This window comes from Micromonospora sp. RV43, from assembly GCF_001029515.1.
Taxonomy (GTDB): Bacteria; Actinomycetota; Actinomycetes; order Mycobacteriales; family Micromonosporaceae; genus Micromonospora; species Micromonospora aurantiaca.
Genome location: NZ_LEKG01000024.1, coordinates 23,928 through 50,013, shown reverse-complemented (window position 1 = coordinate 50,013; position 26,086 = coordinate 23,928). Strand labels below are relative to the sequence as shown.

Below are 26,086 nucleotides of genomic sequence, written 5' to 3'. Positions count from 1 at the left end.
CCTGCCCGGAGCGGGGCGGCGCGACGGACGGAGATCGACGTGGGCGGGCACGAGCGGGGGCTGCACCGGCGGCGGAGATCGCGATCAGGGCGGTTCCTGGCGGTGGTCCTGGTCGGGGCCGCGCTCGCCGCCGGCGGGTACGCCGCGCGGCACCCGGACCTGCTGGACCGCATCGAGGTGCGGCGGACCGTGCCGGCGGCGGCACCGGGCGCGCCCGCGCCGGACGCGCGTCCCACGCCGACGGCCGCGCCCACACCGGTCCCGGCGGCCGGCCGGGTGGCCCCCGGCATCGGCTATCCGGCCCGGGGCGACGGCACCTTCCGCACCGCCGACACGGTCGGCGCGGTCGCCGGCCGCTCCGGTGAGCTGCTGCGCTATCGGGTCGCGGTGGAGGACGGCATCCGCAACGTGGACGTGGAGCGGTTCGCCCGGGACGTCGCCGCCACCCTCGCCGACCGGCGCGGCTGGACCGGCGACGGCCGGTGGCGGCTGCAACGGGTGGGCCGCGACGACCTGGCCGACTTCACGGTGCTGCTCACCACGCCTGTCACCCGGGGGCGGCTCTGCGGCGACCCGAGCGACCGCTACACGTCCTGCCGCAACGGCGACCAGGTGGTGATCAACGTGGCCCGCTGGGTGTACGGGGTGCCGCACGTGACCGATCTCTCCCGCTACCGGCAGTACCTGCTCAACCACGAGATCGGCCACCGGCTGGGCCGCGGGCACGAGCGCTGCCCCCGGGCCGGCGGCCCGGCGCCGGTCATGGTGCAGCAGACGCTCGGCCTGCACGGCTGCACCCCGAACCCGTGGCCGCTGGTGGGCGGCGAACCGCTGGCCGGGCCGTCCGGCCAGTACGACGACCCGATCCCGGCCGGGGACCGCTGAGCGACCGGTCGGCCGGGTCGTCACCGGGAGAACGAGGCCCAGAAGTTCTTGGTCTTCTCGGTGCCGTACCAGCCGACGTCGAGCGAGACCGACTGGGCCAGGAACAGCCCTCGCCCGCCCGAGTCCATCGGGTGGATGTCGGTCAGCTCCGGCACCGAACTGACGTCGTGGTCGGCCACGTCGAGCAGGAACCGGTCGTCGGTGGCGAGCAGCGTGATGATGGTGGGCGGGCGACCGTGCCGCAGCGCGTTGCTGGCCAGCTCGGTGGCGACCAGCACGACCAGGTGCGGCACCTCGTCGAGGTCCGCACCCTGCACCAGGCCGTGCCGGTTCAGCGCGTCGCGTAGGGAGGCGCGCAGGCCGCGCAGATCCTCGGGACTGTCCAGCACCCACCGCTCCAGCTCTGTGGCCTGCGGCGGCGGCGAGGTGCGCAACTGTCCCATGATCTGTCTTTACCCTGCGTAGCCGTTCGCTAAGCAGGTCAGCGCCGCAGCAGTGCGAACACGCCCCACCCCAGATACTCGCGCTGGAAACGGACGTACCGCACCGGGTCCTCGGTCAGCTCCCGCCGCAGCTCCGGGGCCAGTTCGTCGTCCGGATTGGCGTCCAGCCAGCGGCGTAGGTTCAGCCAGTGCGAGGCGGCGTACCGGTCCCAGCTGTCCTGGTCGGCGAGGACCATCTCGACCAGGTCCCAGCCGCACTCTCCGAACGACTCGACCAGGCCGGGCAGATCCTTGAACTCGTCGCGGGACCGGGCGTGCGAGCCCGTGACGGCCTCGTCGTCGGGCGGGTCACGCCGCCAGTAGGGCTCGCCGACGATCGCCATGCCGCCCGGCCGCAGCGCCCGGTCGAGCAGTTCCAGCGTCCCGGGCACCCCGCCGCCGATCCAGGTCGCGCCGACGCAGGCGGCCACGTCGACCGGCCGCTCCGGGGTGTACGCCGCGGCGTCGCCGTGCACGAAACGCACCCGGCCGGCGACGCCGAGTTCGGCGGCGCGCTGCCGGGCGGCGGCGGTGAAGGCGGTGCTGATGTCGACCCCGGTGCCGGTGATCCCGTGGTCACGGGCCCAGGTGCAGAGCAATTCGCCCTTTCCGCTGCACAGGTCGAGCAGCTCGTCGCCGGGCCGCAGCCGGATCGCCCGGCCCAGCGTGGCCAGCTTGACGTCGTCGAACGGGTTGAGGATGCGCAGCTCGCCTTCGCGAATGGTGAACTGGCGCGGCAGGTCCGGTGAGGTCATTCGTGGAGGGTGCGCCGCCCGGTCACGCGGAGCAACGGAATTCCGGTCTGGGCCGGTCCGGGTCTCCTGAGGTACGGTCACCGCATGGTGGTCGAGGAACACTGGTGGAACGGCGTCAGCAACCCTCGCGGACGGCGCGACGTCTACATCCGTACCGACGGAAGCCAGTGGCAGGTCCAGGCGCAGATCGGCGGGGCGAGCGGCCGGTCCCGGATCCAGCAGTGCCCGAGCCGCGGCTCGGCGACGATCCTGGCCGGGGCGTGGCGCGCGAGCGGTTCCGGCTGGCGCGAGATGCCGCGCTGACCTCACGCTCAGTCACGAGGCCCGTGCACCGCGCGATCGACGAGTGACTCGGCGACCTCACGCAGCTTGCGGTTGGAGTCCTGGGACACCCGGGCCAGGATGGCGAACGCCTCGTCGGCCGAGCAGCGCCGCTGCCCCATGATGATGCCCTTCGCCTGCTCGATCACGGCCCGGCTCTGCATCGCCTCCTGCATCTGCTGCGCCAGCGTCGCCGTGCTCTCGTAGAGGTGGACGTTGGCGAGCGCGATGGCGGCGTACCCGGCCAGCGTCTGCGCCAGCTCGACCTGGCGGTCCAGGACGCCGGGCGATGCGCCATAGATGTTCAGCGCGCCGACCATCGCCTCCTGGATGGGCAGGCCGATCGACAGCGAACTGGCCGCGCCCGCCGCGTGCGCCCGGGCCGCCCACTCCGGCCAGCGGCTCTCCGCCGCCATGTCCGGCACCAGCATGGCGGTGCCGGTGGTGGCGGCGTCCAGGCACGGGCCGCGGCCCTGCGCGTACTGCCACTCGTCGAGCGTCAGCGCCAGCTCGCCGGTGTACGCGGCGGTGTGCGCCTCCGTGCCCTGGACCAGGGTGACCGACACCTCGGCGGTACCGGGCAGGGTGTCCTTGGCGACCTGGGCGATGGTCGACAACACCACGTCGAGGTCGACTTCGTCGTACTTGATCCGGCCGAGTCTGATCAAGGCAGCGGCGAGGTCGGGGTGGGCCTGCGGCATGAGCTGTGACGTCCTTGTGCGAAGCGACGCCGTCGGCCCGGTAGGCCGGGACGGCTGGTGACGGGGATCGGCCCGTGGTGACGGACCAGCATCCCGATTCCGGCATGGATCGGGACCTGCGCCGCTTCTTGACGCTCGTTCGTGACGCCCCCGACGGGACGTCGACTACCGGGACAACTCTACGACCCGGAGCGGGTGGGTACGACGGGACGTGCCGACCCGTCGTCGGCGGCCGGCAACGCGGGCCGATCGACGACCTCGAACGCGGTGAGCGTGCCGGTGACGCCGAGGACGCGCCGGACCACCGGGGAGGGCCGGTGCAGGACCAGCCGACGGCCGTGCCCGGTGAGCACCCGCTGCGCCAGCACCAGCGCGTTCGTCCCGTACGCGCCGAAGAAGCTGACCTCCGCGAGGTCGATCACCACGAGCGGGGCGGGCGCGGCGACAGCGGACTCCACGAGTTCGGTGAGCAGGTGCGCGTTGCTGAGGTCCACCTCGCCGGCCACCGAGATCCATGTCATGTCCACGCCTGCGTCGCAGCTCAGCCACATGATCGGCTCGTCCCGGCGGAACGCCCCGGACGCCGTGGGGACGTCATGACAGCCGAAGACCGGCCGTTCGTCCGACATGTCACCTCCGACCTCACCGATTGAGGAAGCCCGCGGCGAGGCACGCCGCGAGCAGGGAGGGCACATGTCTTGACCCGTACCCGACGATACGTCGACCGGGTGGACATCGCAGCGTGGGAGGCGTTCGGACCCGCCCGTGCCGGGTACCGTCAGCGGAACGACAGACGCCGATGACCCCGCCAGGACAGGACACGAGGATGGAATCCGCCAGCATGGAACCCGCCGACGCCCTCGCGGAGCTGAGCCGGATCCGGCTCGACGAGGTGGCGCTCGACGACGTCCTGGCACGTGTCGCCGAACTGGCGAACCGGGCGGTCCCGGGCAGCGCGCACGTGTCCGTCTCCCTGGTGCAGGCGGGCGCGAACCGGGCCATCGCCTACACCAGCGACCTGGCCCGCAGCCTCGACGAGTGGCAGTACGCGCACGACGACGGCCCCTGCCTGGACGCCTCGATGAGCGCGGTGAGCATCTGCCTGCCCGATCTGGCCGACGAGCCGCGCTGGCCGGGCTGGGCCGCACGGGCCCGGGCGGCGGGCGTGCAGAGCTCGCTGTCGATCGGGTTGCCGATCCAGGAGGCGGTCACCGGGGCACTGAACATCCACGGCGGCGCGCCGCGCGCGTTCGACAAGTCGTCGATCGAGCTGGCGGAGGAGTTCGCGGCGTACGCGGCGGTGGCGCTCGCCAACGCCCACCTCTACGAGAGCACCGCGACACTGGCCCGGCAGATGCAGGAGGCGATGCGCAGCCGGGCGGTGATCGAGCAGGCCAAGGGCATCATCATGGGCCAGCGGCGCTGCTCGGCCGAGGAGGCGTTCACGCTGCTCGCCAAGCTCTCCCAGGACTCCAACCGCAAGCTGCGCGAGGTGGCCGAGGCGCTCGTCTCCCGCGCCGCCGCCCGCTGAGGTCCGCGCCTCGCCGCTCGCGGTGGCCGACCTGCGCGCGGTCGCGGCGGTGGCCGCGCTGGGTGCGGCGATCTTCGTCGGGTTCCTCGCGCACCGCCACGGCGAGCTGACCGGCCCGGGTGACGCCTGGTCCCGGGCCGTGCCGATCGGGTTCGCCGCGGTGCTCGGCGCCGGCTACCGGCACCTCCGGTCGATCGGCGTCGAGGCCCGTCCGGTGACCCGGATCACCGGCCGCGGAGGCGGCGTGAAAAGCGCGTCAAGAAACCGCGGCCGCGCGTGATGGTCGCGTCAAGACCCCTGTCCGTCCGGCGGATACGGCGCTGTGATTGCCCGGCGCGGCCGGGAGGCGGTCGCGAGGACATCTTCCGCTAGGAGAGATCAGCCGTGTCTGACGTGCTGTTCGTGTTGCTGACGGTGGGGCTGTTCGCGGCTCTCGCCCTCGTGGTGAGGGGCGTGGAGAAGCTGTGAACGCCGTCAACGCCGTCGGCCTGGTGCTGGCGATCGGCCTGGGCGTGTTCCTGGTCGCCGCCCTGCTGTTCCCGGAGCGCTTCTGATGAGCATGACGACAGCCGGCGTGCTCTTCGTCCTGTCGCTGGTGGCGGCGCTCGTCGCCGTGCACCGGCCGTTCGGCGACTACATGCACCGCGTGGTCGCCGGAACCCGGTCGTCCCGGGTCGAGCGGGGGATCTACCGCCTGGTCGGGGTCAATCCGGCCGCCGAGCAGACCTGGGGCGTGTACGCGCGCTCGGTGCTGGCCTTCTCGGCCGTCTCCCTGCTGTTCCTGTACGCGTTGCAGCGCCTGCAGAACCACCTGTGGCTCTCGCTCGGACTCGACCCGGTGGTGCCGCACGGCGCCTGGAACACCGCTGTGTCGTTCGTGACCAACACGAACTGGCAGTGGTACTCGGGCGAGTCGACGATGGGCCACCTGGTGCAGATGGCCGGCCTGGCGGTGCAGAACTTCGTCTCGGCCGCCGTCGGCATCGCCGTGGCGGTGGCGCTGGTCCGGGGCTTCGCCCGCAGCCGCACCGGCGAGCTGGGCAACTTCTGGGTCGACCTGACCCGGGTCACGCTGCGGATCCTGCTGCCGATCGCGGTGCTCGGCGCGCTCGCGCTGATGCTCGGCGGCGTGGTGCAGAACCTGTCCGGCGGCACCGACGTGACCACGCTGACCGGCGGCACCCAGACCGTCACCGGCGGGCCGGTGGCGAGCCAGGAGGTCATCAAGGAGCTGGGCACCAACGGCGGCGGCTTCTACAACGTCAACAGCGCCCACCCGTTCGAGAACCCGACCGCGTGGACGAACTGGCTGGAGATCTTCCTGATCCTGGTGATCCCGTTCAGCCTGCCCCGGGTCTTCGGCCGGATGGTGGGGCAGAAGCGGCAGGGCTACGCGATCGTCGCCGTGATGGCGATCCTGGCGCTCGCCGGCATCACCCTCACCAACGTGTTCGAGCTGGCCGGCGACGGCACGGTGCCGCAGGCGGTCGGCGCGGCGCTGGAGGGCAAGGAGGTGCGCTTCGACGTGTCGAACTCGGCCACGTTCGCGGCGGCCACCACGCTCACCTCGACCGGCGCCGTCAACTCGTTCCACGACTCGTACACCGCGCTGGGCGGGATGATGACGCTCGGCAACATGATGCTCGGCGAGGTCGCCCCCGGTGGGGTCGGCGCCGGTCTGTACGGGCTGCTGATCCTCGCGGTGATCACGGTGTTCGTGGCCGGGCTGATGGTCGGGCGCACCCCGGAGTACCTGGGCAAGAAGATCGGCTCGCGCGAGATCAAGTTCGCCTCGATGTACTTCCTGATCACCCCGGCGCTGGTGCTCACCGGCACCGCCGCCGCGTTCGCCACCGGCAACGACTCGACGGCGCTCAACGTCGGGCCGCATGGACTGTCCGAAGTGCTCTACGCATTCACCTCGGCCAGCAACAACAACGGCTCCGCGTTCGCCGGCATCACCGTGAACACACAGTGGTGGAACACCGCGCTCGGGCTCTGCATGCTGCTCGGCCGGTTCCTGCCGATCATCTTCGTGCTCGCGCTGGCCGGCTCGCTGGCCCGCCAGCAACCCACACCCGCCTCCGAGGGCACCCTGCCGACCCACCGGCCGCTGTTCGTCGGCATGGTCGTCGGCGTCACAGTCGTCCTCGTCGCGCTCACCTTCCTTCCCGCACTCGCGCTCGGCCCGCTGGCCGAAGGGCTGTGACAACCATGAGAGACAAGGACATGACCGCGCCTGCTCAGACTGCCGACGCGCCGACTCCCGGCACGCCGGGCCGCCGGGAGGACCGGGTCGGCGGCGGACTGCTCGACCCTCGCCAGTTGCTCCGGTCGTTGCCGGACGCGCTGCGCAAGCTCGACCCGCGCACCCTGTGGCACAACCCGGTGATGCTGATCGTGGAGATCGGCGCGCTGTTCACCACTGTGCTCGCGGTCGCCGACCCGTCGGTCTTCGCGGTCGCGATCACCGTCTGGCTCTGGCTGACCGTGATCTTCGCGAACCTGGCCGAGGCGGTCGCCGAGGGACGCGGCAAGGCCCAGGCCGACACGCTGCGCCGGGCCAAGCAGGACACCATCGCCACCCGCCTGGTCGGCTGGACGCCCGGTGCCGCCGCGAACGCGTACCGGGACGAGGCGGTGCCCGCCCCGCAACTGCGGCAGGGTGACGTCGTCCTGGTCGAGGCCGGGCAGGTCATCCCCGGTGACGGCGACGTGGTGGAGGGAATCGCCAGCGTCGACGAGTCGGCGATCACCGGCGAGTCCGCCCCGGTGATCCGGGAGTCCGGCGGCGACCGCAGCGCGGTCACCGGCGGCACCCGGGTCCTCTCCGACCGGATCGTCGTCCGGATCACCCAGAAGCCGGGCGAGAGCTTCATCGACCGGATGATCGCGCTGGTCGAGGGCGCCAACCGGCAGAAGACGCCGAACGAGATCGCGCTGAACATCCTGCTGGCCGCGCTGACGATCATCTTCCTGCTCGCCGTCGTCACGCTCCAGCCCATGGCGATCTTCGCCAAGGGTTACCAGGCCGCCGCGCCCGACACCGCGGCGATCACCGACTCCGGCGTCACCGGCGTCGTCCTCGTGTCCCTGCTGGTCTGTCTCATCCCGACCACCATCGGCGCGCTGCTGTCCGCGATCGGCATCGCCGGCATGGACCGGCTCGTGCAGCGCAACGTGCTGGCGATGAGCGGCCGGGCGGTCGAGGCGGCGGGCGACGTCAACACGCTGCTGCTGGACAAGACCGGCACGATCACGCTCGGCAACCGGCAGGCCGCCGAGTTCCTGCCGGTGACCGGCGTGGACGCGGCCACGCTCGCCGACGCGGCGCAGCTGTCCAGCCTGGCCGACGAGACCCCCGAGGGCCGCTCGGTGGTGGTGCTCGCGAAGAACGAGTACGGGCTGCGCGAGCGCGAGCCCGGTCTCATCCCGCACGCCACGTTCGTGCCGTTCACCGCGCAGACCCGGATGAGCGGCGTCGACCTCGACGCCGACGGGGGCGTCCGGCACGTCCGCAAGGGCGCGGCCGCCGCGGTGATGAAGTGGGTACGCGACAACGGCGGCCACCCGACCGAGCAGGTCGGTGAACTGGTCGACGGGATCAGCGGCACCGGCGGCACGCCGCTCGTGGTGGCCGAGCACGTGACCGGGGAACCGGCCCGGGCGCTCGGCGTCATCCACCTCAAGGACGTGGTGAAGGCCGGGATGCGGGAGCGCTTCGACGAGATGCGCCGGATGGGCATCCGCACCGTGATGATCACCGGTGACAACCCGCATACCGCGAAGGCGATCGCCGACGAGGCGGGCGTGGACGACTTCCTCGCCGAGGCCACGCCGGAGGACAAGCTCGCGCTGATCAAGAAGGAGCAGGAGGGCGGCCGGCTCGTCGCCATGACCGGCGACGGCACCAACGACGCGCCCGCGCTGGCCCAGGCGGACGTCGGCGTCGCCATGAACACCGGCACGTCGGCCGCGAAGGAGGCCGGCAACATGGTCGACCTCGACTCCGACCCGACCAAGCTGATCGAGATCGTGGAGATCGGCAAGCAGTTGCTGATCACCCGGGGTGCGCTGACGACGTTCAGCATCGCCAACGACATCGCGAAGTACTTCGCGATCATCCCGGCCATGTTCGCCGGCATCTACCCGTCGCTGGACCGGCTCAACATCATGCGCCTGGCCGGCCCCGAGTCGGCGATCCTCTCCGCCGTCGTCTTCAACGCGATGGTCATCGTGGCGTTGATCCCGCTGGCCCTGCGCGGCGTGCGCTATCGCCCGGCCAGCGCCTCGACGCTGCTGCGCCGCAACCTGTGGCTCTACGGCCTCGGCGGCATCGTGGTGCCGTTCGTCGGCATCAAGCTCATCGACCTGCTCGTCCAGTTCGTCCCGGGGATCTCGTGATGCGCCTTCCCAGTTGGCTCTCCCAGCACCTGGCCGCCCTGCGCGCGGTGCTCGTCTTCACCGTGCTGCTCGGCCTGGTCTACCCGCTCGCCCTGGTCGCCGTCGGCCGGCTCCCAGGCCTCGACGGCAGGGCGGACGGTTCACTGCTCACCGCCGGCGGCCGGACCGTCGGCAGCTCGCTGATCGGCCAGTCGTTCACCGACGCGGACGGCAACCCGGTCCCGCGCTACTTCCAGTCCCGCCCGTCGGCCGCCGGGGACGGCTACGACCCGACCGCCACCGCGGCGGGCAACCTCGGCCCGGAGAGCGTGGTGGACACGCTCACCGGCGATGAGGAGACCTCCGCGCAGAGCCTGCTCACCCAGGTCTGCGCCCGCAGCAAGGCGGTCGGGGAACTCGACGGCGTGGACGGGCGGCGCCCGTACTGCACGCCGGACGGGGTGGGCGCGGTGCTCGCCGTGTTCCGCGCCGACGGCCTCACCGGCCGGGTCACCCGCGTGGTGAGCGTCAACCAGGCCGCGCCCGCGACGCCGTTCGTCGCCACCTGGCAGGGCGTACCGGTGGAGGCGGCGCAGCCCGGCCACGACTACGTGGCCGAGGGCGGCATCGTCACCCCGGTACGCGGGGACGGCCCGGCGCGCCCGGCCGTGCCGGCCGACGCGGTCACCGCCAGTGGCAGCGGCCTCGACCCGCACATCTCCCCGGCGTACGCGGAGATTCAGGTGGCCCGGGTGGCGCGGGAGCGCGGCGCGGACCCGGCGGCGGTACGGCGGCTGGTCGCCGAGCACACCACCGGCCGGGCGCTGGGCTTCATGGGCGAGCCCGGTGTGAACGTGCTGGAACTCAACCTGGCGCTGGACGAGGCGTTCCCGGCGCGCTGACGGAAGTGTTAAGAAGGGCCCCCTTCACCTCGCGAGGCGTTAACAGGGGGCCCTTCCTTCCACTCGGGGAGGATGGGGGCGTGGGCAGGGGTGAACTGCGGATCTATCTCGGTGCCGCTCCGGGCGTCGGGAAGACGTACGCCGTGCTCGAGGAGGCCCAGCGCCGGGCCGAGCGCGGCACCGACGTGGTGATCGGCCTGGTCGAGACGCACGGCCGCCGGCACACCGCCGAGATGATCGGCGACCTGGAGGTGGTGCCGCGCCGGTCGATGACGTACCGGGGCGTCGAGTTCACCGAGATGGACCTGGACGCGGTGCTGGCCCGGCGGCCCGAGGTCGTCGTGGTGGACGAGCTGGCTCACACGAACGTGCCCGGCTCCCGCCACGAGAAGCGCTGGCAGGACGTGCAGGAGCTGCTCGACGCCGGGATCAGCGTGCTCTCCACTGTCAACGTGCAGCACCTGGAGTCACTGAACGACGTGGTCGCGCAGATCACCGGCACCACCCAGCGGGAGACGGTGCCGGACCAGGTGGTCCGGGCCGCGGAGCAGGTCGAGCTGGTGGACATGACGCCGGAGGCGCTGCGCCGCCGGATGGCGCACGGCAACATCTACCGGCCCGACAAGATCGACGCCGCGCTCGGCAACTACTTCCGGGTCGGCAACCTCACCGCGCTGCGCGAACTGGCGCTGCTCTGGCTGGCCGACAAGGTCGACGAGCAGCTCGACGCGTACCGGGCCCAGCAGGGCATCTCCGACACCTGGGAGGCGCGGGAACGGGTGGTGGTCGCGCTGACCGGCGGCCCCGAGGGCGAGACGCTGATCCGCCGGGCAGCCCGGATCGCCGCCCGCAGCAAGGGCGCCGACCTGCTCGCCGTGCACGTGGCCCGCAGCGACGGGCTCGCCGGCGCCGACCCGGCCCAGCTCGCCCGGCAGCGGGTGCTGGTGGAGAGCCTCGGCGGCACGTACCACCAGGTGCTCGGCACCGACATCCCGGCGGCGCTGCTGGACTTCGCCCGGGGCGTCAACGCCACCCAGCTCGTGCTCGGCGCGAGCCGCCGGGGCCGGTTCGCGCAGGTGTTCGCCCGGGGCGTCGGGGTGACCACCACCGCGCTGTCCGGCCCGATCGACGTGCACCTGGTCACCCACCCGGAGGCGGGGCGCGGGCGCCGGGGCACGTCGGTGCCCGCCGCGCTGTCCCGACGCCGGCGCCTGATCGGGTACGCGCTCGCGGTGCTCGGCATGCCGCTGCTCACGCTCGTGCTGCGGACGCTGCCCGACCTCACCCTGACGAACGACATCCTGCTGTTCCTCGCCGGTGTGGTGGGCGTGGCGCTGGTCGGCGGGCTGTGGCCCGCGCTGGTCGCCGCGCTCGGCGGTTCGCTGCTGCTCAACTGGTTCTTCACCCCGCCGTACCGGACGCTCACCATCGCCGAGGCGGACAACCTGCTCGCCCTGGGCGTGTTCGTCGGCGTCGCCATTGCGGTGAGCTGGGTGGTCGACGTGGCCGCCCGGCGTACCCGGGAGGCGGCCCGGGCCTCCGCCGACGCGCAGACCCTGGCCACCGTGGCGGGCAGCGTGCTGCGCGGCGAGCGACCGCTGCCCGCGCTGCTGGACCGGCTGCGGGAGACGTTCGGGCTGCGCGCGGTGAGCGTGCTGGAGCTGACCGACGAGGCCGGCGGACGCCCGGCGCGCGCCCGGGGCGCGGACGCCTGGCGGGTGGTGGCGAGCGTCGGCGAGCGACCGCCCGGTAGCCCTGGAGCGGGCGAGACGGTGGTGCCGGTGGACGACCGGCTCAGCGTGGTGCTCGCCGGCCGGCGGCTGGAGGCGGCCGACCGTCGGGTGGTCGAGGCGTTCGCCGCGCAGGCCGCCGTCGCGCTGCGCCAGGAGCGGCTGGCCGAGGAGGCCGCCACCGCCCGTCCGCTCGCCGCCGCCGACCGGATGCGGACCGCGCTGCTCGCGGCGGTCAGCCACGACCTGCGTACGCCGCTGGCGTCGGCCAAGGCGGCGGTGAGCAGCCTGCGCAGCCACGACGTCGAGTTCGACGCGGACGACCGGGAGGAACTGCTCGCCACCGCCGACGAGTCGCTGGACCGGCTGGGCCGGCTGGTGGCGAACCTGCTCGACATGAGCCGGTTGCAGGCCGGGGCGCTGGGCGTGAGCGCCACCGCGATCGGGCTGGAGGACGCCGTACCCCTGGCCCTCGACGAACTGGGCCCGGCGGCGGCCGAGGTGACCACGGACATCCCGGCCGACCTGCCGGCGGCGCTCGCCGACCCGGGCCTGCTGGAGCGGGTGCTCGTCAACATCGTGGCGAACGCGCTGCGGCACAGCCCGCCCGGCCGACCGCCGACGATCACCGGCAGCGCGCACGCCGGACAGGTCGAGCTGCGGGTGATCGACACCGGGCCGGGCATCCCGGAGGACCAGTGGGAGCACGTCTTCCTGCCGTTCCAGCGTCTCGGCGACCGGGACAACCAGACCGGGGTGGGCCTGGGGCTGGCGCTGTCCCGGGGACTGGCCGAGGCGATGGGTGGCAGTATCACCCCGGAGACCACGCCCGGTGGCGGTCTCACCATGGTGCTGCGGCTGCCGGCCGCCACCCAGCCGGAGGGGCCGCAGGAATGACCCGGATCCTGGTCGTCGACGACGAGCCGCAGATCCTGCGCGCGCTGCGGATCAACCTGCGTGCCCGGGGCTACGACGTCGAGGTCGCCGACAGCGGCGCCGCCGCGCTCAAGGCCGCCGCCGGGCACCCACCGGACCTGGTGGTGCTCGACCTCGGCCTGCCCGACCTGGACGGCACCGACGTCATCCGGGGCCTGCGCGGCTGGACCGCCGTGCCGATCATCGTGCTGTCCGGACGGGCCGGCAGCGAGGACAAGGTGGCCGCGCTCGACGCGGGCGCCGACGACTACGTGACCAAGCCGTTCGGGGTGGACGAGCTACTCGCCCGCATCCGCGCGGTGACCCGGCGGCTCGCCCCGGCCACGCCCGCCGTGCCCGCGCTGCGGATCGGCCGCAACACCGTCGACCTGGCCGACCGGACCGTCACCCGGGACGACGGCGTCGAGGTCAAGCTCACCCCCACCCAGTGGGCCATGCTGGAGAAGCTGTTGCGCAACCCGGGCAAGCTGGTCAGCCAGCGCCAGTTGCTGCACGACGTGTGGGGGCCGGAGTACCACCACGAGACGAACTACCTGCGGCAGTACATGGCCCAGTTGCGCCGCAAGCTGGAGGACGACCCGGCCCGGCCCCGCCACCTGATCACCGAACCGGGCATGGGCTACCGCTACCGCCCCTGACGTTTGCGCGAGCGCGGGCGGGGGACTCGGCGACCCGGCCGAGCAGCGGGGGAGGGGCATGGCGGACAACCGGTCCTCGGAGGGGTTCGGCCGCCGCCTCGACGAGCACGCCATCGACGCGGGCGCGGCCGAGCCGGAGCGACCCGACGGGCTGGTCGACAGCGGCGTCTACGTCGGCGGCGTACGCCGGGCGTCGCCGGTCACCCTCGCCGACACGTTCCGCTGCCTGCAACACCTCGACGACGCGATGGCCTGGATCGGGCTGCGCCGCCCGGGCCGGGAGGAGGTCGCCTCGCTCGCCGCCGAGTTCCAGCTCCCCGACCTGGCCGTCGAGGACGCGATCAACGCCCACCAGCGCCCCAAGCTGGAACGCTACGGCGACACCCTGTTCGTGGTGCTGCGCGCCGCCCGCTACCTGGACGCCCGGGAGGCGGTCGAGTTCGCCGAGCTGCACCTGTTCCTCGGCCCCGGTTTCGTGATCACCGTGCGGCACGGCGGCACGCCGGACCTGGCCGGGGTACGGCGGCGGCTGGAGGCCGAACCCGAGGTGCTCGCGCTCGGCCCGGAGGCGGTGCTCTACGCCGTGCTCGACCGGGTGGTGGACGGCTACGCGCCGGTGGTGGCCGGGCTGGAGAACGACATCGACGAGATCGAGACCGAGGTGTTCGGCGGCGACCCGAACGCCAGCCGCCGCATCTACGAGCTGAGCCGCGAGGTGATCCAGTTCCAGCGGGCCGCCCGGCCGCTGCTGAAGGTGGTCGACGCGCTCACGCACGGCTTCGACAGGTACGGCACGGACGAGGAACTACGCCGCCGGCTGCGCGACGTGGCCGACCACCTGACCCAGGTGGTGGAGCGGGTGGACGGGTTCCGGCACCTGCTCCAGAACATCCTCACAGTCAACGCCACACTGGTGTCGCAGGCGCAGAACGAGGAGATGCGCAGCCTGACCGCTGCGAGCTTCGAGCAGAACGAGGAGATCAAACGGGTCTCCGCGTGGGCGGCCATCCTGTTCGCGCCCACCCTGATCGGCACCGTCTACGGGATGAACTTCACCCACATGCCGGAGCTGGACTGGCGGTACGGCTACCTGTTCGCGGTCACCCTGATGCTCGCCGTCTGCGGCGCGCTCTACCTGCTGTTCAAGCGCCGCGGCTGGCTGTGAGCCGGCCGGGCGCCGGAGCAGTTCGCCGTCGGTGATCCACTAAAGTGTCCGGGTGGCTACCCCCTGTCGTCCGTGCGTCGTCCGGCTCTCGTGTGCCGGAGGGGAACGCTGATCGGGGACACGGTTCCGGCACCGCGCGGCGGGCGCCGGACCAGTGACGGAAAGCGCGGGCTGGCCGGCCACTGTGCCCGGATCGTCGCGTCCCGGCCGTTCGAGGTGGCCATCGTGGTGCTCATCATGGCCAACGGCGTGGTGCTGGGCATCGAGACGTACCCGAACCTCGGGGCCGCCGGGCCGGTGCTGCGGTGGACGGAGTGGATGTTCCGGGCGGTGTTCGTCGTGGAGATCACCATCCGGGTGCTCGCGTACGGCCGCCGCCCGCAGGACTTCTTCCGGCACGGCTGGAACGTCTTCGACCTGCTGGTGACAGCAGCCATATTCGTCCCGGGCCTGCACGGCGACTCGGCTGTGCTGCGGTTCATCCGGGTCGCCCGGGTGCTGCGCCTCGTGCGCTTCTCACCCGGCCTGCGGACCATCGTCGCGGCGCTGTGGCGCAGCCTCCCAGGCGTCGCGGGTTTCCTCGCGCTCGCCGCCGTCACGCTCTACGTGTACGGCATGGCGGGCTGGCTGATCTTCGGCGACCGCTACCCCGAGCAGTACGGCGACATCGGTCGCTCGCTCGTCACGCTGTTCGTGCTGCTGTCCCTGGAGACGCTGCCGGACCTGCTGGAACAGGGTCTGGAGGTGTCGCCGTGGACGCTGCTCTACTACGTCAGCTTCGTGATGATCGCGGTCAACCTCCTGCTGAACATCCTCATCGCCGTCATCGTCAACTCGATGGAGGAGGCGCGCCGGCTGGAGATGACCGAGGGGCTGGCCTCCGACTACGACTCCGACGGGGACGGGATACCGGACGAGGTGGACCGGATCGCGATCAGCCAGCGACTGGACGACCTGCGCATGGTGATCGCCGAGTTGGAGCGGGAACTGCGCATCGACCGGGAGGAGCCGCCCGGCGCGCCGCGCCGCCGCCAGCCCTCGGACCACTGATCAGGGACGGTCATGACAGTTCCGTGACGAACGCGGCTCCCGGGTTTGGCCGGCTGGTTGATCGGGGCAACCAGCCAGACGCCAACACATCTGAGGGAAGGGACGCCTCTCGTGGAGATCACGGGCTTCTTCACCGCGCTCATCATCGGTCTCGTCATCGGTGCGCTCGGGCGCCTGGTGGTGCCGGGCAAGCAGAACATCCCGATCTGGCTGACCCTGCTCATCGGTGTGGTCGCCGCGTTCGTCGGCACGCTGGTGGCCGGCGCGTTCGGCGTCGACGACACCCCCGGCATCGACTGGATCGAGCTGGTGCTCCAGGTGGCCTTCGCCGCGATCGGCGTCGCCATCTTCGCCGGCGTCTACGGCCGCCGCCGCATCTGAGGACCGAAGGAAGGGCCCCTTCTTAACGCATCGCGCATGAGAAGGGGCCCTTCTTAACGTGTGTGCCGGCTACTCCCGCCAGCCGGTCAGCTCGACACCCTTGGCCAGCTCCACCCGGAAGCCGAGGGCGATCTCGCCGCTCTCACCAGGCGCCAGCGACAGCCGCCAGGTCAGCTCACCCAGCTCCGTACGCTCGGCCGGCGGCGGCGTCAGCGCGGTCTCGCGTACCACCACCGCCTCGTCCCGGGACACCGGCAGCTGGTCCTGGACCTCCACAGTGGCCGGCCGGGGCGTGTGGTTCGCCACAGTGATCCGGTACTCCACCTCCCGCCGCCGCGTCGACCCGAGCGTGGCCTTGCTCTCGGTGCGCCGGGACAGCTTCCGCTCCACCCGCAGCCGGTCGTCCACCCCGAGCGCCAGCTCGGTCTCCTCGCCCGGCGCCCACGTCTTCAGCCGCGTCGCCGCCACGAAATCGGCGCCGTGGAAGACCGACGCCGGGCCGGGCAGCAGCGTGTGGTCCGACGTGTTGCGGACCGTGGCCCGCAGGTGCGCCTCGGCGGCACGCACCGGCACGCTCACGTGGTCCAGCCGGGCCGGCAGCTCCAGCACCGCGATCGTCACCCGGTGCGCGCTGCCGTCCGCGGGCACCGCCACCGGCCGCGCGGGACGGTAGGTAGCCGCCGTCACGCCCTGCTCCACCTCGGCGACGCTCTCCCGCACCGCCGGCGCCGCGGCCCGTGCCGCGCGGGGACGGCCCGCCGGTGCCGCGCCGGGCGCCGGGGGCGGGACCACGCCACCGAACGACGCGGCCGACACGGCCATCGGCGGCTTCGGCCGGAGCCGGTCGAGATACCAGGGCGACAATTCGGGTACGCCGCTCGCCGCCGCCGGACGGGCCGTGGAGAGCTGGAGTTCGCACTCCGGCCAGTCCTCCCCGGTGCCCTGGCTGACCAGCCCGAACCAGGTGACAGTCATGGTGTCCTCGACCAGCCGCAGGTCGTAGGAGGGCGTCCAGCGGGCGCCGTCCACCAGATATGTCAGCTCCAGCTCCACCTCGGTGTCGTCGGCGTCCACCGAGACGGACACCTCGGCGGCCAGCCGGTCCGGCTCCCGCTTGCCGCGCGCCGCGTCCAGTTCCCGGTCGACGGCGGCCAGTTCCTCGGCCAGCTCGGTGCGCCGCCGGGCCAGCCCGCGCCGCCGGGCCCGCGACTCGGTGAGCTGACCGGACACCGAGTCGGTGAAGGCCGCGACGTCGCCCGCGGCCAGCGCCCGGGCGTACGTGCCACCGGCCCGCTCGGCGAGCCGGGTGAGGAACTCGCCGCGCTGTTCCTCGACCGCGTCGGTGTCACCGACCTCGGCCAGCTCGTCCGCCAGTTCCCGCCGCCGCCGTTCCAGCTCGACCACCTGGGCGTCGGTGCTGCGGGGTTGCCGCCACGTGGTCACGTCCACCCCGAGTACGGTCACCGCTCCCCGGCCACCCACCCGGATCGAGTCCCGGCGCAGGCCCAGCGGGAGCGGGGCGACGCGTACCCGGTGGTCGCCCGCGGCCAGCCGGACGCCGCCGCGGCGGGTGACCCGGGCGCGGTCCGGGTAGACGGTCACGCCGACGACGGGCGCATCGATCTCCACAGTGTCCACGGCGGCGAGGGTAGTTCAGGCGCGCCCGCGGCGGGGCTGCCGCAGAGCGGATACGCGGTGGCGCGCACTGAGGTGTCCTCCACCACTTCGCGGGTAGGCCGCTGAACCGCCGCGCACCTACGGGAGGCGATCAGGGCGGATTTCTGGCACGGTGTCGGGTAGCGACGGGTGTGCGGTGGAGGGGGAGTTGTGGAGTTCTCGGTGACGACCAGGCAGGGGCGTGTCGGCCCGGTGATCGAGGTCGCCGGCGACCTGGACATGGCCAGCGCACCGACGTTGCGTGACCGGTTGCTCGAGGTGGTGGAGACCGGCGCCCGGACGGTGGTCGTCGACCTGACCCAGGTCGGATTCGTGGACTCCAGCGGCCTTGGCGCGCTCGTGCTCGTCTACAAGAACCTGCGGGAGCGCGACGGCTGGCTCGGTCTGGCCGTCGTCCGCCAGTCGATCCGCAACGTCTTCTCGATCACCTCGGTGGACCGCGTCATCCCGCTCTTCGGCACGGTGCGTGACGCCGAGGACGGTTCACCGGCGGCGGTGCGCTGAGCGCTCCTCGTCCGGGCTGACGCGGGCGGTGTCGGCACCGGCGGTGCTGCGCCGCGGCCCGTGGTCGCCGTACCAGTCGACGACGAGCAGCGTGGCGTCGTCGGTCAGAGCCGGCCCGGCGATCTCCAGCACCGCGTCGGACAGCGCCCGGACCGCCTCACGGGGATGCAGGTGGGAGAGGCGGAGCAGGGCGGCGGGCAGGTCGAGGTCGGCGGCGTTGCGGTCGCGCATGCCGTCGGTGACCACCACCAGCCGGTCGCCGGGTAGCAGTGGCAGCTCCCCGCTGCGGTAGCTCTCGCCGGGGAACATCCCGAACGGGAAGTTGCCCGGCAGGTCCACCGGTACGACCCGGCCGTCCCGGACCAGCATCGGTGGGACGTGCCCGGCGTTCACCAGTTCGCAGCGTCCCGTGGTCAGGTCGATGCGGCCCAGCACGGCGGTGACGTACGCGCCGCGTACGTTCGCGTTCTCCGCGACGGCCCGGTTGGCCTCCTCGGCCTGGGCGACCAGGCCGGCGCCACGGCGGCGGCTGTTGCGCAGGCTGCCCACGCCGAGGGTGGCGGTGAGCGCGCTCGCCACGCCGTGGCCCATCGCGTCGGTGACGCTGAGGTGCAGCAGGTCCCGGGCCAGGCTGTAGTCGAAGGTGTCGCCGCCGACGCTCGCGGCGGGTTCCAGCCAGCCGGAGAGGGCGAAGGCGCCGGCCTCGCAGGTGAACGAGGCGGGCAGCAGGCGACGCTGGATCTCGGCGGAGAGGCTGAACGGGGTGGTGCGCTGTCCCCACTCGAACAGGTCGGTGTGCCTGCGGTTGGCGATGACCACGAACGCCAGCGCGTGCGCGGTACGGGCGACCCAGTTCACCACGTCGCCGTCCGGGTCGTCGGGCAGTTCGATCTCCAGCAGGCCGATCGCCTCACCGCGGTCGGTGACCGGCGCCAGTACGGTCCAGGCGCCGTCGCCGGGGACGACCACCGGGGCCTGCTGACGGAGCGCCTGCTCGTAGGGCCCGCCGTCGAAGGGGAGGACCTCGGCGTCCTCCTCGCCGTGACGCCGGCCGGTACCGCCGCCGGCCGGCTGGTGCGTCAGCCGGACCAGCGCACGGCCGCTGAGGTCGGCGATCAGCAGCGAGACGCCGCGCGCGTTCAGCGCCGTGGCGATGACGCCGGTGACGGCCTCGACCGCCTGCACCGGGGCGGCGTCCTCGGCCGACTGCAACATCCCGGCCAGCACCGCCTGCTCGCTGTCCTTCACCCCCCGAGCATATTCAGCGCGCCGGACGTCCGCCTGGCGAGCGACACCGGGGGCGGCGGGTCGCCGTCATCGACCAGAAGTTATTGCATATAGTTGGCAACTACCGAATAGTGGCGGTAGCGGGCGCTCCGGCACGCGATGATCGATCCTCGCCGGAGCGCCCGCCCACTGCCACCCGCAGACGAGTGTTCGAGGAGTTGCCGGTGGCGATCAGGCCCAAGCCCGTACGCGTGGCCGCGGTGCTCGCCGCCGCCCTGCTCGCCGCCGCCGGTTGCTCGTCGCCCACGGCGTCGACAGGCGGCCCGAAGGGCGCGGACACGCTCGTGGTCGCCACCGCGGGCGAGCCGGACACGCTCAACCCGGTGCTCAACTACGGCGTCGACGGCGCATCGCTGATCTTCGACGGGCTGGTCGCCCGGGACGCCCGCAACGAGCTGGTGCCCGCACTGGCCCGTGAACTGCCTGCCGTCTCGGCGGACGGGAAGACAGTCACCGCGAAGCTGCGCGAGGGTGTGCTGTTCCACGACGGCAGCCCGCTGACCGCCCAGGACGTGGTGTTCACCTACCAGGCGGTGCTCGACCCGGGAGTCGACTCCACGCTGCGGTCCGATCTGGACATGCTCGCCTCCGTCACCGCGCCCGACCCGGCGACGGTCGTGTTCACCCTGAAGTACGCGTACGCGCCGTTCCTGCAACGGCTGGCGCTGGGGATCGTCCCGGCGAAGGCGTTCGCCGGGCAGGACGTCAACAAGGCGTCGTTCAACCGCAAGCCGGTCGGCACCGGCCCGTACCGGTTCACGTCCTGGACCCCGGGTGACCGGCTCGTGCTCGCGGCGAACGAGACGTACTGGGGCGGCAAGCCGGCGAACTCCGGCGTCGTGGTGGCGTTCGTCGCCGACGACAACGTCCGGGCCCAGCGGATGCGGGCCGGCGAGTTCGACGCGGCGGAGCTGGCGCCGAAGCTCGCGTCCGGGTTCGAGGGCCGGGACGGCTACCGGGTGCAGAAGGTGCCGACCGCCGACTACCGGGGCGTCATGCTGCCGATGGGCAACCCGGTCACCGGCGACCTCGCGATCCGGAAGGCGCTGAACGTCGCGGTGGACCGGCAGGCCATGGTGACAGGCGTGCTCGGCGGTGCGGGCGAACCCGCGTTCGGCCCGGTGCCGCCCACGTCGGAATACGCCGAGCCGTCGATCGCCGGCAGGCCCGCCGCCGACACCGCCGCGGCGACCGCCGCGCTGGACGCCGCCGGGTGGAAGCCCGGCCCGGACGGCATCCGGGTGAAGGACGGGCGGCCGGCCGCGTTCGCGCTCATGTACCCGGCCACCGACAGCCTGCGCAAGGAACTGGCCCTGGCCGTCACCGCCGACGCGAAGAAGGTCGGCATCAAAGTCACGCCGGAGGGCCTGACCTGGGACGCGATCACCCCGCGGATGGGTGACGACGCGCTGATGATGGGCTACGGCACGCCGTACGACCCGGACTTCGTCTCGTACAAGCTGTTCAGCTCGGCCTTCGCCGGGCAGGGCTTCTTCAACCCCGGTTCGTACCGCTCGGCTGTCACCGACGCCGCGTTGCAGGAGGGCCGGGACAACGCCGACCCGGCCGCCCGTAAGGCCGCGTACGCCACGTTCCAGAAGCAGCTCGCCACCGACGTGCCGTGGGTGTTCCTCACCTATCTCCGGCACACCTACGTGCTGAAGGACGCCGTGACCGGGGTGACGCCGCGGGTCGAGCCGCACGAGCACGACGTCGCCAACAGCATCTGGTGGAACGTGCACACCTGGACGAAGAAGCCGTGACGGCAGCCGTGACCGGTCGGCGGCGGCCGGCCGGGGCCGGCACCGTGGTCCGGCGCCGGCTGCTGGTGGCGCTACCGGTGCTGGCCGCCACCAGCATGGGCATGTTCGCCCTCGGCGCCGCCTCCCCGATCGACCCGGCCCAGCAGTACGCGGGCGCGGCGGCGTTCACCACCAGCGAGGAGAACCTCGCGCAGATCCGCGCCAACTGGGGCGTCGACGATCCGCTGCCGGTGCAGTACGCCCGCTGGATCGGCAACCTGCTACGCGGCGACCTGGGCTGGTCGACGAGCCGGCACGAGCCGGTCACCTCGGTGCTCGCGGCCCGGGCCGGCTGGACGCTGCTGCTCGTCGGCACCGCGCTGGCCCTGGTGCTGGTGGCGAGCGTGCTGCTGGGCACGCTGGCCGCGTACCGGCGCGGCGGCTGGTTCGACAGGGCGCTGCGCGCCGTCGCGTACGCCGTGCAGTCCATGCCGGTTTTCTGGATCGGCCTCGCGGCGATCGCCGTGTTCGCCCTCAGCCTCGGGTGGCTGCCCGCCGGCGGGCTCACCGACATCACCGCCACCGGCACCGACCCGGCCGACGTGGCCCGGCACCTGGTGCTCCCGGTGACGGTGCTGGCGATCTCCCAGGCGCCGTGGTTCGTGCTGTTCGTCCGCGACGCGGTCGCCGAGAGCCTGCGCGACGACCACGTCCTGGCCGCCCGCGCCCGAGGGCTCCCCGGCCGGGTCGTCCTGTTCGGACACGCGCTGCGGACCGCGCTGCTGCCGTTCCTCACCCTGGTCGGCACGCACCTGCCCGAACTCGTCGGCGGCGCGGTCCTGGTGGAGACCGTGTTCTCCCTGCCCGGCCTCGGCGCGGTCACCGTCGAGGCCGCGCTGGGTGCCGACTTCCCGCTGCTCGCGGCCACGACGCTGGCCACCACCGTCGTGGTGCTGACCGCGAACCTGGTCACCGACCTCGCCTACGCCGCCGCCGACCCCCGGGTACGCCTCGATGACTGACCTCGCCCTCCCTGCGCGCGTCCGGCGCCTGCGCCTCCCCGGCGGCGTCGGCACGACCGTCGCCGTCGTCGTGCTCGCCGGTGTCGTCGCCGCCGCGCTTCTCGCCCCGGTCCTGTGGCCGCTCGACCAGAGCGCCGTCGACCTCTCCCGTACCCGGCTCGCGCCCTCGCCGGAGAACCTGGCCGGCACCGACGACCTCGGCCGCGACGTGGCTCTGCGCAGCCTCTACGGCCTGCGCGTCTCGCTGCTCGTCGGCGCGGTCGCCGCGCTCGTCGCGGCGGTCATCGGCGGCCTGGTCGGCGCCGTCGCCGGCAGCGTCGGCGGCTGGGTCGACCGGGCGCTCATGCGCGTCGTGGACACCGTCGCCGCGCTGCCGCACCTGCTGCTGGGCATCTTCATCGTGGCGATGCTGCGTCCCAGCCTGGGCGCGGTGATCGCGTCCATCGCGTTGACGCACTGGCTGTCCACCGCCCGGATCGTCCGCTCCGAGCTGCTCAGCCTGCGCAACCGGCCGTTCGTGGACGCCGCGATCTCCGGCGGCGCGGGGCGCGTCCGGGTGCTCACCCGGCACCTGCTGCCGCACGTGCTGCCGCGCCTGGCGCTGGCGACCACGCTCATGGTGCCGCACGCCGTCTGGCACGAGACCGCGCTGTCGTTCCTCGGCCTCGGCCTGCCCCCGCACCTCGCCTCGATCGGCAACATGATCAACGACGGGCAGCGGTCGCTGCTCACCGGCGCCTGGTGGGCCAGCATCGTCCCCGGCCTCCTGCTCGTGGCGGCCACGCTGGCGCTCGCCGTGCTCACCGGCCGCTGGCGTGACCGCCTCGACCCGCGCGTACGAGCGGAGCTGCACCTGTGACCGCCCCGGCGCTGCTGACCGTCGACGGGCTGACCGTCCGTTTCCGGCTGCGCGACGCGGTCGTGCACGCCGTCACCGACCTGAGCCTCACGCTGCGGCCCGGCGAGCTGCTCGCAGTGGTCGGTGAGTCCGGGTGCGGCAAGTCCGTCCTCGCGCACGCCCTGCTCGGCCTGCTGCCGCGCAACGCCACCGTCACCGGGCAGGCCCGCCTGCACGCGCCGGGACGCGAGGAGGCCGACCTGATCGGCGCGGGGGAGCGGCACCTCGCCCGGCACGTACGCGGCCGGGGCGTGGGCCTCGTCCCGCAGAGCCCCGCCACCGCGCTCACCCCGGTGCGTACCGGGCGGAAGCTGCTGGAGGAGACGCTGCGCGCCCACGGACACAGCCGCCGCGACGCGCCGGCCGCCGCCGCCCGGATAGCCGCCGACGTGGGTCTCGACCCGGCCGACCTGAACCGGTACCCGCACGAGCTGTCCGGCGGCATGGCCCAGCGGCTCGCCACCGCGCTCGCCCTCGCGCCCGACCCGCCGGTGCTGCTCGCCGACGAACCCACCACCGGCCTGGACCGGCCGCTCGTCGACCACACGCTGGATCTGCTGCGCCGCCGCTGCGACACCGGTGCCGCCGTCCTGCTCATCACGCACGACCTGACCGCCGCGCGCCGCGTCGCGGACACCGTCGCCGTGATGTACGCCAGCCGCATCGTCGAACACCGCCCCACCGAGGCGCTGTTCGACGGCCCGGCCCACCCGTACACCGCCGGTCTGCTCGATGCGCTGCCCGACCGCGCCTTCGTTCCGGTACCCGGCCACCCGCCGGCGCTCACCGACCTGCCGGGCGGCTGCGCCTTCGCCCCGCGCTGCGCCCGCGCCACCGGCACCTGCGACGCCCTGCCCCGCCTCGCCGCCGACGGCGAGGGCCGGGTCGCCTGCCACCACCCGCTGCGCGAGGAGGTACCGGCATGACGCTCACGGTTCCCGGCGCCACCGACGCCGCCGCCCCGGGCGCCGCGCCGGCCGCCGGGCTCGCCGCGCACCAGGTCTCCGTCGCGTACGGCGGGCAGCGCGTCCTCGACCGGGTCGACCTGCACGTCGCCCCGGGCGAGACGGTCGGACTGCGCGGCCCCTCGGGCAGCGGCAAGTCCACTCTGGCCCGCGTCCTCGCCCTGCTGCACGCCCCGGACGGCGGTCACGTCACGATCGACGGTCAACCGCTCGGCGGCGTCCGCCACCGCCTGCCGGCGCACCTGCGCACCCGCGTCGCGATCCTGTTCCAGAGCCCGCGCGCCGCCACCGACCCGCGGCTCAGCCTCGCCGACATCATCGCCGAGCCGCTACGCGCCACCGGCACATCACGCGAGCAGGGGGCCGCCCGTACGGCGGAACTGGCCGACCTGGTCGGCCTCACCGCCGACCTGCTGACCCGCCGGCCGCACGCGGTGAGCGACGGGCAACTGCAACGCGCATGCCTGGCCCGCGCCCTGGTGCATCGGCCGGACTACCTGCTCTGCGACGAGGCGACCGCGATGCTCGACGCCTCCACCCAGGCGCACGTCGCCGCCGTCGTCACCGACTACCAGCGCCGGCAGGGAGCCGGGGTCCTGGTCATCACCCACGACCCGGCGCTGATGGCCCGCTGGGCCACCCGGGTGGTGGACCTGCCGGCGGCGTGACGTCGCGTCACTCCTGCACCGGGCGGCGTACGACGCCCAGCGCCCCGGCGACGACGGCCCCGAATCCGACGGCCATGAGCGGCATCCCCATCCCGAAGGGCAGCTCACCGACCCAGTTGATGCTGTCGCGCTCCGGCAGCGCGCCCAGGCTCACCGCGACCACCGCACCGGCGAGGAACATCCCGGCCACCGCCGCGCCGACCGCGAGCTTGGCGCACGCCACGCTCCGCCCGGCCCAGAGACCGGCGAGGACGGCGATCACCAGGGACACCACGACCAGCCAGGTCCAACCGCCCTCGGCCTCCAGGTAGGTCCAGCCCGAGTACGACCACTGATGGAGGCGGCTGGCGCGGAACCAAGGGATCAGGTAGCCGAGCAGCGCGGTGGCGCTGCCGACCAGGAGCAGCGCGTCGGGGGCGGGGCGGTACCAGCGAGGGGAGTCGTCCATGCGTCCGGAAGGTAGCAGTCACCCCCATCCACGTGCACAGGCGACGGTGCCGCGGACCGGCCGTACGGACGTGGCGGTGACCCGGCCGCTGCGCCGCGACCGGGCCACCGCGCCCCGCGCTGTCAGCCGCCCAGACTCGCGGCGGCGGACTGGATCGCCGAGGCGAACGTGCTGACCTGGGTGTAGACGCCGGGGTAGTTGGGGCGGGCGCAGCCGTTGCCCCAGCTCACGATGCCCACCTGAATCCAGGCGTTGGCGGCGTCCCGGCGGAACATCGGGCCACCCGAGTCACCCTGGCAGGTGTCGACACCGCCGCTGGCGTACCCGGCGCAGATCTCCTCGCCGGGAATGACGTCACCGCCGTAGTAGCGGTTGCAGGTGGTGTCGTCGACGAACGGCACGCTGGCCTTGAGCAGGTAGCGCTGCTGTGCGCCGCCCTCCCGCGCGGCGCCCCAGCCGGCCACCGTGAAGGTGCCGTTGTCGTACGCCGTGCTGGTCGCGATCTTGAGCGTGGCGAGCGAGGTGACCGGGGAGGCGAGCCGGATCAGCGCCCAGTCGTCGCCGTTGCCGTTGTAACCGGGGGCGCGGTAGACGTAGTTGGAGCGGACCTGGATCCGGCTGGAGGACTGGAGGTCCACCACGCCCAGGGTGGCGGTGATGCTGGTGTTGGCGCCGGTGCGGCCGACGCAGTGCGCGGCGGTGAGGACCAGTCGCGGGCTGTAGAGCGCTCCGCCGCAGCCCATCGAGAGCCGGACCATGAACGGGAACTCGCCCTGCGCGGCCCGGGTGCCGCCGACGACGTACGGCGTCATGTCCCCGGCCGGGGCCGCTCCGGCCGGCGCCACCATCGTGACCGCTCCCGCGGTGACCACTGCCAACACGGCCGCCATCCGGCCGAGGAATCTACGCCAACGGACCATGGTCCCTCCCGACATCGACTGTGTGCCGCCCGGCCAGGCCGCACTCGAGGTGGCAGGAGCTTATGGACGTTCATCGATGAACTGCAATGGATGTG

27 protein-coding genes are annotated in these 26,086 nt (G+C 73.0%); 19 read left to right on the top strand and 8 right to left on the bottom strand.

All coding sequences use genetic code 11. From position 1 onward, the window contains the following. The first annotated feature begins 39 nt into the window (after positions 1-39). On the top strand, positions 40-885 hold the full coding sequence (locus ABD52_RS08785; RefSeq protein WP_047891478.1) for a DUF3152 domain-containing protein: 846 nt from the start codon (positions 40-42) through the stop codon (positions 883-885). Between the two features lie 20 nt (positions 886-905). Here ABD52_RS08785 and ABD52_RS08780 read toward each other — a convergent pair whose 3' ends face one another. Both ABD52_RS08780 and ABD52_RS08775 read right to left on the bottom strand, forming a co-directional pair. After that, complete coding sequence (locus tag ABD52_RS08780) at positions 906-1,328, bottom strand: ATP-binding protein (protein WP_047891477.1); 423 nt, start codon at positions 1,326-1,328, stop codon at positions 906-908. Positions 1,329-1,366: 38 nt separating this feature from the next. Continuing rightward, on the bottom strand, positions 1,367-2,122 hold the full coding sequence (locus tag ABD52_RS08775) for a cyclopropane-fatty-acyl-phospholipid synthase family protein (RefSeq protein ID WP_013473792.1): 756 nt from the start codon (positions 2,120-2,122) through the stop codon (positions 1,367-1,369). An 84-nt stretch (positions 2,123-2,206) separates the two neighbouring features. On the opposite strand from ABD52_RS08775, the gene ABD52_RS08770 reads away from it, so the two are divergent. Next, on the top strand, positions 2,207-2,425 hold the full coding sequence (locus ABD52_RS08770; protein WP_013283796.1) for a hypothetical protein: 219 nt from the start codon (positions 2,207-2,209) through the stop codon (positions 2,423-2,425). An 8-nt stretch (positions 2,426-2,433) separates the two neighbouring features. On the opposite strand, the gene ABD52_RS08765 is transcribed toward ABD52_RS08770, so the two are convergent. Further along, positions 2,434-3,144, bottom strand: a complete 711-nt coding sequence (locus ABD52_RS08765; RefSeq protein ID WP_013283797.1) for a GAF and ANTAR domain-containing protein — start codon at positions 3,142-3,144, stop codon at positions 2,434-2,436. Positions 3,145-3,323: 179 nt separating this feature from the next. Then, on the bottom strand, positions 3,324-3,773 hold the full coding sequence (locus ABD52_RS08760) for an STAS domain-containing protein (RefSeq protein ID WP_047891476.1): 450 nt from the start codon (positions 3,771-3,773) through the stop codon (positions 3,324-3,326). 197 nt (positions 3,774-3,970) lie between these two features. Between ABD52_RS08760 and ABD52_RS08755 the strand changes: the two genes are divergently transcribed. From ABD52_RS08755 to ABD52_RS08705, 11 genes are all read left to right on the top strand, one after another. Next, the gene (locus tag ABD52_RS08755; protein WP_013283799.1) at positions 3,971-4,675 is read left to right on the top strand and encodes a GAF and ANTAR domain-containing protein; all 705 of its coding nucleotides are present in this window, start codon (positions 3,971-3,973) and stop codon (positions 4,673-4,675) included. Positions 4,676-4,697: 22 nt separating this feature from the next. Next, a complete protein-coding gene (locus ABD52_RS08750) occupies positions 4,698-4,955 on the top strand; it encodes a hypothetical protein (RefSeq protein ID WP_047891475.1) in 258 nt (85 codons plus the stop codon). 184 nt (positions 4,956-5,139) lie between these two features. Further along, on the top strand, positions 5,140-5,229 hold the full coding sequence (kdpF, locus tag ABD52_RS08745; protein ID WP_036311210.1) for a K(+)-transporting ATPase subunit F: 90 nt from the start codon (positions 5,140-5,142) through the stop codon (positions 5,227-5,229). Further along, positions 5,229-6,884: a potassium-transporting ATPase subunit KdpA gene (gene kdpA / locus ABD52_RS08740; protein ID WP_047891474.1), complete on the top strand. Its 1,656-nt coding sequence runs from the start codon at positions 5,229-5,231 to the stop codon at positions 6,882-6,884. Before kdpF ends, kdpA begins: the two co-directional genes overlap by 1 nt. Before the next feature lie 20 nt (positions 6,885-6,904). Next, a complete protein-coding gene (kdpB, locus tag ABD52_RS08735; RefSeq protein ID WP_030272858.1) occupies positions 6,905-9,079 on the top strand; it encodes a potassium-transporting ATPase subunit KdpB in 2,175 nt (724 codons plus the stop codon). Next, entirely contained in the window at positions 9,079-9,960 is an 882-nt protein-coding gene (locus ABD52_RS08730) for a potassium-transporting ATPase subunit C (protein ID WP_047891473.1), read from the top strand. The genes kdpB and ABD52_RS08730 overlap by 1 nt, the downstream gene beginning before the upstream one ends. An 80-nt stretch (positions 9,961-10,040) precedes the next feature. Next, positions 10,041-12,587 (top strand): DUF4118 domain-containing protein, encoded by a 2,547-nt coding sequence (locus tag ABD52_RS08725; protein ID WP_047891472.1) that lies wholly within the window; start codon positions 10,041-10,043, stop codon positions 12,585-12,587. Next, on the top strand, positions 12,584-13,264 hold the full coding sequence (locus ABD52_RS08720; protein WP_013473798.1) for a response regulator: 681 nt from the start codon (positions 12,584-12,586) through the stop codon (positions 13,262-13,264). Before ABD52_RS08725 ends, ABD52_RS08720 begins: the two co-directional genes overlap by 4 nt. A 58-nt stretch (positions 13,265-13,322) precedes the next feature. Then, positions 13,323-14,429, top strand: coding sequence for a magnesium and cobalt transport protein CorA (locus tag ABD52_RS08715; RefSeq protein WP_013283806.1), 1,107 nt, complete (start codon positions 13,323-13,325; stop codon positions 14,427-14,429). 72 nt (positions 14,430-14,501) lie between these two features. Further along, positions 14,502-15,479 carry an ion transporter gene (locus ABD52_RS08710; protein ID WP_114919364.1) on the top strand — a complete coding sequence of 326 codons (978 nt, stop codon included), beginning with the start codon at positions 14,502-14,504 and terminating at the stop codon, positions 15,477-15,479. 111 nt (positions 15,480-15,590) lie between these two features. Next, positions 15,591-15,860 carry a GlsB/YeaQ/YmgE family stress response membrane protein gene (locus ABD52_RS08705; RefSeq protein WP_047891471.1) on the top strand — a complete coding sequence of 90 codons (270 nt, stop codon included), beginning with the start codon at positions 15,591-15,593 and terminating at the stop codon, positions 15,858-15,860. Positions 15,861-15,929: 69 nt separating this feature from the next. On the opposite strand, the gene ABD52_RS08700 is transcribed toward ABD52_RS08705, so the two are convergent. Continuing rightward, complete coding sequence (locus tag ABD52_RS08700) at positions 15,930-17,498, bottom strand: mucoidy inhibitor MuiA family protein (protein WP_047891470.1); 1,569 nt, start codon at positions 17,496-17,498, stop codon at positions 15,930-15,932. A gap of 201 nt (positions 17,499-17,699) precedes the next feature. Between ABD52_RS08700 and ABD52_RS08695 the strand changes: the two genes are divergently transcribed. Beyond that, complete coding sequence (locus tag ABD52_RS08695) at positions 17,700-18,041, top strand: STAS domain-containing protein (protein WP_230651205.1); 342 nt, start codon at positions 17,700-17,702, stop codon at positions 18,039-18,041. Here the strand turns inward: ABD52_RS08695 and ABD52_RS08690 are convergent. Next, the gene (locus ABD52_RS08690; protein ID WP_053065333.1) at positions 18,021-19,289 is read right to left on the bottom strand and encodes a PP2C family protein-serine/threonine phosphatase; all 1,269 of its coding nucleotides are present in this window, start codon (positions 19,287-19,289) and stop codon (positions 18,021-18,023) included. The two genes, ABD52_RS08695 and ABD52_RS08690, sit on opposite strands and share 21 nt — an antisense overlap. A 203-nt stretch (positions 19,290-19,492) precedes the next feature. Here ABD52_RS08690 and ABD52_RS08685 point away from each other — a divergent pair, with 203 nt between their 5' ends. Genes ABD52_RS08685 through ABD52_RS08665 form a run of 5 tightly spaced genes read left to right on the top strand, consistent with a single transcriptional unit; the run spans position 19,493 to position 24,623 of the window. Beyond that, a complete protein-coding gene (locus ABD52_RS08685; protein WP_047891486.1) occupies positions 19,493-21,091 on the top strand; it encodes an ABC transporter substrate-binding protein in 1,599 nt (532 codons plus the stop codon). Further along, positions 21,088-22,092, top strand: a complete 1,005-nt coding sequence (locus ABD52_RS08680; protein ID WP_047891468.1) for an ABC transporter permease — start codon at positions 21,088-21,090, stop codon at positions 22,090-22,092. Before ABD52_RS08685 ends, ABD52_RS08680 begins: the two co-directional genes overlap by 4 nt. Further along, positions 22,085-22,951: an ABC transporter permease gene (locus tag ABD52_RS08675; protein WP_013283814.1), complete on the top strand. Its 867-nt coding sequence runs from the start codon at positions 22,085-22,087 to the stop codon at positions 22,949-22,951. Before ABD52_RS08680 ends, ABD52_RS08675 begins: the two co-directional genes overlap by 8 nt. Beyond that, the gene (locus tag ABD52_RS08670) at positions 22,948-23,916 is read left to right on the top strand and encodes an ABC transporter ATP-binding protein (protein WP_047891467.1); all 969 of its coding nucleotides are present in this window, start codon (positions 22,948-22,950) and stop codon (positions 23,914-23,916) included. The genes ABD52_RS08675 and ABD52_RS08670 overlap by 4 nt, the downstream gene beginning before the upstream one ends. Next, positions 23,913-24,623, top strand: a complete 711-nt coding sequence (locus ABD52_RS08665) for an ABC transporter ATP-binding protein (protein WP_047891466.1) — start codon at positions 23,913-23,915, stop codon at positions 24,621-24,623. Before ABD52_RS08670 ends, ABD52_RS08665 begins: the two co-directional genes overlap by 4 nt. A 7-nt stretch (positions 24,624-24,630) precedes the next feature. On the opposite strand, the gene ABD52_RS08660 is transcribed toward ABD52_RS08665, so the two are convergent. Continuing rightward, positions 24,631-25,071: a hypothetical protein gene (locus ABD52_RS08660; protein ID WP_047891465.1), complete on the bottom strand. Its 441-nt coding sequence runs from the start codon at positions 25,069-25,071 to the stop codon at positions 24,631-24,633. Positions 25,072-25,193: 122 nt separating this feature from the next. After that, positions 25,194-25,991 carry a trypsin-like serine protease gene (locus ABD52_RS08655; RefSeq protein ID WP_030272838.1) on the bottom strand — a complete coding sequence of 266 codons (798 nt, stop codon included), beginning with the start codon at positions 25,989-25,991 and terminating at the stop codon, positions 25,194-25,196. Positions 25,992-26,086 lie beyond the last annotated feature (95 nt).

Coding starts and splice junctions, on each gene's coding strand:
- ABD52_RS08715 (WP_013283806.1), top strand. CDS start 13,323: ATGGCGGACAACCGGTCCTCGGAGGGGTTCGGCCGCCGCCTCGACGAG.
- ABD52_RS08775 (WP_013473792.1), bottom strand. CDS start 2,122: ATGACCTCACCGGACCTGCCGCGCCAGTTCACCATTCGCGAAGGCGAG.
- ABD52_RS08730 (WP_047891473.1), top strand. CDS start 9,079: ATGCGCCTTCCCAGTTGGCTCTCCCAGCACCTGGCCGCCCTGCGCGCG.
- ABD52_RS08780 (WP_047891477.1), bottom strand. CDS start 1,328: ATGGGACAGTTGCGCACCTCGCCGCCGCCGCAGGCCACAGAGCTGGAG.
- kdpA (WP_047891474.1), top strand. CDS start 5,229: ATGAGCATGACGACAGCCGGCGTGCTCTTCGTCCTGTCGCTGGTGGCG.
- ABD52_RS08665 (WP_047891466.1), top strand. CDS start 23,913: ATGACGCTCACGGTTCCCGGCGCCACCGACGCCGCCGCCCCGGGCGCC.
- ABD52_RS08755 (WP_013283799.1), top strand. CDS start 3,971: ATGGAATCCGCCAGCATGGAACCCGCCGACGCCCTCGCGGAGCTGAGC.
- ABD52_RS08675 (WP_013283814.1), top strand. CDS start 22,085: ATGACTGACCTCGCCCTCCCTGCGCGCGTCCGGCGCCTGCGCCTCCCC.
- ABD52_RS08770 (WP_013283796.1), top strand. CDS start 2,207: ATGGTGGTCGAGGAACACTGGTGGAACGGCGTCAGCAACCCTCGCGGA.
- ABD52_RS08720 (WP_013473798.1), top strand. CDS start 12,584: ATGACCCGGATCCTGGTCGTCGACGACGAGCCGCAGATCCTGCGCGCG.
- ABD52_RS08655 (WP_030272838.1), bottom strand. CDS start 25,991: ATGGTCCGTTGGCGTAGATTCCTCGGCCGGATGGCGGCCGTGTTGGCA.
- kdpB (WP_030272858.1), top strand. CDS start 6,905: ATGACCGCGCCTGCTCAGACTGCCGACGCGCCGACTCCCGGCACGCCG.
- ABD52_RS08660 (WP_047891465.1), bottom strand. CDS start 25,071: ATGGACGACTCCCCTCGCTGGTACCGCCCCGCCCCCGACGCGCTGCTC.
- ABD52_RS08765 (WP_013283797.1), bottom strand. CDS start 3,144: ATGCCGCAGGCCCACCCCGACCTCGCCGCTGCCTTGATCAGACTCGGC.
- ABD52_RS08760 (WP_047891476.1), bottom strand. CDS start 3,773: ATGTCGGACGAACGGCCGGTCTTCGGCTGTCATGACGTCCCCACGGCG.